The sequence below is a fragment of the Stenotrophomonas maltophilia genome, assembly GCF_003970865.1.
GTDB lineage: Bacteria > Pseudomonadota > Gammaproteobacteria > Xanthomonadales > Xanthomonadaceae > Stenotrophomonas > Stenotrophomonas maltophilia_AR.
In genome coordinates, this window is record NZ_RXLZ01000115.1 from 1 (window position 1) to 4965 (window position 4965).

Annotated in this window: 3 protein-coding genes; all 3 read left to right on the forward strand. The window is 65.6% G+C overall.

What is annotated here, in order from left to right; translation table 11 throughout:
• Positions 1 to 162: 162 nt before the first annotated feature.
• The 3 genes from EKL94_RS21725 to EKL94_RS21735 all read left to right on the forward strand — a co-directional run bounded on the left by EKL94_RS21725 (position 163) and on the right by EKL94_RS21735 (position 4826).
• Complete coding sequence (locus EKL94_RS21725) at positions 163 to 2310, forward strand: TonB-dependent receptor (RefSeq protein WP_126930605.1); 2148 nt, start codon at positions 163 to 165, stop codon at positions 2308 to 2310.
• A 276-nt stretch (positions 2311 to 2586) separates the two neighbouring features.
• On the forward strand, positions 2587 to 3153 hold the full coding sequence (locus EKL94_RS21730) for a TetR/AcrR family transcriptional regulator (protein ID WP_010483118.1): 567 nt from the start codon (positions 2587 to 2589) through the stop codon (positions 3151 to 3153).
• Positions 3153 to 4826, forward strand: coding sequence for an MFS transporter (locus EKL94_RS21735; RefSeq protein WP_126930606.1), 1674 nt, complete (start codon positions 3153 to 3155; stop codon positions 4824 to 4826). Before EKL94_RS21730 ends, EKL94_RS21735 begins: the two co-directional genes overlap by 1 nt.
• The last annotated feature ends 139 nt before the right edge of the window (positions 4827 to 4965 follow it).

The window sequence follows — 4965 nt, forward strand, 5'->3', positions numbered from 1 at the left end:
TCTTATTACATCAAGTACGTTGTTGTCTGGGCGGTAGGATACTCTTTCTCAGATGAACATGATTTAAGTGGTGGGGTTTTATATATCCTACACAGTCCGACGACCCCGGGATCGCAACGCGATAAGTCGTCGGCAGCCTGAGGTGTGTAAGAGGGACAGGCCCTGCTGCCTTCGGCTGCCTTTGCAGCGGGCGATGACAGCGCTCATCGTGACCGCCACCTGACTGAACTGTCGTCGGTGCAGGTCACCGCCTCGCCGCTGCAGGGCGACGCAGAATCGCTGGCACGCCCGGTGGAGGTTCTGGCCGGTGAACGCCTGGACGAGCAGAAGGCCGGCACCCTCGGCGATACCGTGGCCAAGCTGCCCGGCGTACAGAGCACCTTCTTCGGTCCCGGCGTCGGCCGCCCGATCATCCGCGGCCAGGAAGGCCCGCGCGTGGCCGTGCTGTCCAACGGCATGGGCAACATGGATGCATCCACCGTCAGCGCCGACCATGCCACCAGCATCGAGCCGTTCCTGGCCGACCAGATCGAAGTGTTGAAGGGCCCGGCCACGCTGCTGTTCGGCAGCGGCGCCATCGGTGGTGCGGTCAACGTGGTTGACGGCCGCATCGCGCGCGAACTGCCGGAGCGTCCGCTCAGTGGCCGCGCCGAACTGCGCGGCAATTCGGTCAACAACGAACGCAGCGGCATGTTCCGCCTCGATGGCGTCAGCGGCAATGTCGTGCTGCACGTGGACGGCCTGGTGCGCAACGGTGACGACTACCGTATTCCCGGTTATGCAGTGATCGACAGCCTTGAAGATCATCATGACCACGATCACGACCATGATGCGGCCGAGGGCGAAGAACCGCGCCGCGGTCGCCTGGACAACAGCTCGATCCGCACCCGCGCCGGTGGCGTCGGCGCAACGTGGCTGGGCGACGGCGGCTACTTCGGCGTATCGGCCAGCACCTACCGCACCAACTACGGCATTCCCAATGGCGCGCACGTGCACGCCGATGGTGATGATCACGGCCATGACCACGGCCACGACCATGGCGACGAAGAAGAAGGCGGCGACGAGCACGACGTGCGCATCGACATGGTGCAGAACCGCTTCGAGACCAAGGCCGGCATCTACAACCCGGTCTCGTTCCTGAAGAACATCAACGCACGCGTGGCCTACACCGACTACGAACACGTGGAGCTGGAAGCCGGCACGCCGTCCACCCGCTTCACCAACCGCGGCATCGAAGCGCGCCTGGAAGCGGTGCAGCAGCAGATCGGCGGATGGGACGGCGCCTTCGGCCTGCAGTTCGGCAACAGTGACTTCGGCGCCAAGGGCGAAGAGGCGTTCGTGCCGGATACCGGCACGAAGAACATCGGCCTGTTCGTGCTGCAGGAAAAGCAGTTCGGCCCGTTCAAGCTGGAACTGGGCGGCCGCCACGACCAGGTCAAGCTGGACCCGACCGGTGACTACCGCCGTCGCACGTTCGGCGCCACCAACCTGTCTGCCGCTGGCATCTGGAAGCTCAACGATGCCGTTGATCTGCGCATCGGCGTGGACAGCTCCGAGCGTGCACCGACCAACGAAGAGCTGTATGCCGCCGGCGCGCACATCGCCACCCGCTCGCTGGAAATCGGCGACGCCAACCTGAAGACCGAGCGCGGCCAGCGCGTGGAACTGGGCATCCATACCCACAGCGAACGCCTGGACTTCTCCGCATCGGTCTATCAGACGAAGTTCAAGGACTTCATCTACCTGGCCGAAACCGGCATCACCGAGGGGCTGCCGGTGCGCACCTGGACCCAGCAGGACGCGGTGTTCCGCGGTGCCGAGGCCGAAGCGCTGGTGCACCTGTTCGAGGGCGGCGCCGGTGACTGGGATCTGCGCCTGTTCGGTGACTACGTGAAGGCCAAGCTGGATGGCAGCGGCAGCCGCAACCTGGACATCGCCGTGCCGCATGGCGACCACAACCACAACTACACGGTGGAACTGGCCAACACCGGCTACCTGCCGCGCATTGCCCCGGCCCGCGTCGGCGCCGACCTGCGCTGGGCCAAGGACGGCTGGCGCGCTTCGGTCGGTGCGGTGCGCTACAGCCGCCAGAAGGATGTCGCCCAGAACGAGGCACCGAGCGACGGCTACACCCTGGTCGACGCGCATCTGGCCTACCGCTGGGACCGCAACGCCAGCAACAGCTACGAGGTGTTCCTGGATGGCAGCAACCTGACCAACCGCGAAGTGCGCCCGCATACCTCGCTGCTGCGCGACTACTCGCCGCTGCCGGGCCGTGGCGTCGCATTCGGCATCCGCGCGTTCTTCTGACTCTCCTCCATCCACGCATGGTGTGGATCTACTGCACCACGCCGGGGTTCGGATCCCATTCCGCAGGAATGGGCTCTGACCCAGCCTGAGATCACGCATGGCGTGGATCTCCTTGCTACTCCTTCCACAGGTATGCAGCGGGGGCCTTCGGGCCCCCGTTTTCATTTCGACCCGAACCATCACGCATTCGTCACAAAGATGTGCGTACCACAACAAGCGGACAATCCCGTCACTCAAAGCCTCGCCAATCGGACACTTTTGTCCGAAAATAATTCCATGACTGCCCAACGTGCCGATGCTGCTGCCCGCCGCGCCCTCATCCTCGACGCCGCCGATCATGTGTTCGGCCAACACGGTGTCACCGCCCCGCTGGACCTGGTGGTCGAACGCGCCCAGGTGGGCCGCGCCACCCTGTACCGCAACTTCCCCGACCGCACCGCGCTGATCCAGGCGCTGCTGCAGCGTACGGTCGACCGCATACGGCGCCAGGTCGAACAACTCGGCGACCGCGACGACGCCCTGTTCGAGGTGTTCGAGGGCATGGCCCAGCGCATCATCGATTCGCCGGCACTGGCCGATTACTGGCGTGCGGTCGATTCGGATGTGCCGGCCATGCGCACCGCGCGCGAGACCGTGCGCGATCTGCTGGAAGCACCGATCGCCCGCGCCAAGGCCGCGGGCCTGTGCCGTGCCGACCTGGAGAAGACGGACATTTCACTGATCTCGGGCATGCTGGGCGCGGCCCTGCGCGGCAAGACCCGCGACGAGCGCGCCCACCTGGCCGGGCGCGCCCTGCAGCTGCTGCGCGGGGGTCTCCAGGGAGCAACCAGCGAGGCCCGCTGATGGTCCAGCCGTATCTGAAGCCGGTTCCGGATTGGGAGGAGCACGAGAAGCCGACCATGCCCGGTTCGGCGTCGATGCCCTGGCACCCACCGTACCGTCGGTTGGCCTATGCACTGGTATCGCTGCTGGTGGCGATCACCGGCGGCCTCGGCAATGCGCTGGTCACCGCCAACCTGCCGTTCCTGCAGGGCCAGCTGGCGCTGACCCCGACCCAGGGCAGCTGGCTGGTGGCGGCCTATGCAATGGTCAACGTCACGGCCAACCTGCTGGCCTTCAAGTTCCGCCAGCAGTACGGCATCCGCCTGTTCGCCGAGATCGGGCTGGGCCTGTACGCGGCGCTGGCGGTGCTGCACCTGTTCGTCGGCAGCTTCGAGACCACGATGCTGACCCGTGCCGCCAGCGGCTTCGCTGGCGCGGCCTGTTCAACGCTGGGCACGCTGTACATGCTGCAGGCGCTGCCGCGACGGTTCACCGGCAATCTGCTGGTGGTCGGAGTCGGCCTTTCGCAGCTGGCGGTGCCGATCGCCTGGATCGTGTCGCCGGGCCTGGTCGATACCGGCCAATGGCACCAGCTCTACTCGTTTGAAGCCGGGCTGGCACTGTGCGCGTTCGCCGCGGTGGTGGTGCTGAAGCTGCCGCCGGGCATCCAGGTGAAGGCGTTCGAGCCGTTGGACTTCCTCACGTTCGCCCTGCTCGCGCCGGCGGTCGCGCTGCTGGTGATCGTGCTGGCACAGGGCTACACCCGCTGGTGGCTCAACACGCCATGGCTGGGCTGGGCACTGGTCGCCTCGATCGTGCTGTCCACCACCGCCTTCATCATCGAACACTACCGGCGCAATCCGCTGCTGCAGATCCGCTGGCTGTCGAAGCTGCCGGTGCTGCACTTCATCGTCGGCGCGTTCCTGATCCGCTTTCTCACCACCGAGCAGTCCTACGGCGTGGTCAACCTGATGCGCACGCTGGGCATGGGGCCTGACCAGATGCGCCCGCTGTTCGTGGTGATCCTTGCGGGCGTGGTCACCGGCATCGCCGGCGCCTCGCTGACCTTCGGCCCAAAGCGACTGATTGCCCAACTGCTGATGGCAATCCTGCTGCTGGGCGCTGCCGCCTTCTTCGACCAGCACCGTACCAGCATGGATCGGCCGCACGACTTCTACGTCAGCCAGTTCCTGGCCTCGGTCGGTGCCGGCATGTTCATGGGCCCGTTGATCATGCTCGGCATTTCCGCCGCGCTGAAGCAGGGCGTGGACCACATGATCACCTTCCTGGTGACGCTGTCGATCACGCAGACGCTGGGCGGCCTGGCCGGCTCGGCGGTGCTGGGCACCTTCCAGCTGCATCGCGAGCAGTTGTACTCCAGCGCATTGACCAGCCAGCTCGACCCGGCCGACCCGGTGGTGGCACAACGCCTGCGCATCCAGCAGCAGCTGTACAGCGCACAGATCACCGACCCGGTGCTGCGCAGTGCGCAGGGCAGCGCGCAGCTGGCGCAGACCACCCGCCGCGAAGCCAACGTGCGTGGCTTCAATGATGTGTTCACACTGAGCGGTAGGCTGGCCATCGGCTTCCTGTGCTGGTTGCTGTTGCTGTCGCTGCGCACCGCCGTGCTCAAGCAATGGCGCAAGCGCCACCCCACTTCCCTCACTGTGGCCACGCCGGCCGCGCCCCGCTGAGTCCCTGTCCCTTATACCAATCCCCGAGCCCCCGGGAGGGACCCCTTACCCGTATGCCGGCTTTTGCTTGAAAAAAAAAACGAGCGTAAGACAAAAGGCAGGCACGGAGAGAAGCAGACGAGACGAGGAGAGAAGATGA

What these genes read in the sequence shown, in the direction of transcription:
- EKL94_RS21735 (WP_126930606.1), top strand. Translation starts at nt 3,153, where the DNA reads ATGGTCCAGCCGTATCTGAAGCCGGTTCCGGATTGGGAGGAGCACGAG.
- EKL94_RS21730 (WP_010483118.1), top strand. Translation starts at nt 2,587, where the DNA reads ATGACTGCCCAACGTGCCGATGCTGCTGCCCGCCGCGCCCTCATCCTC.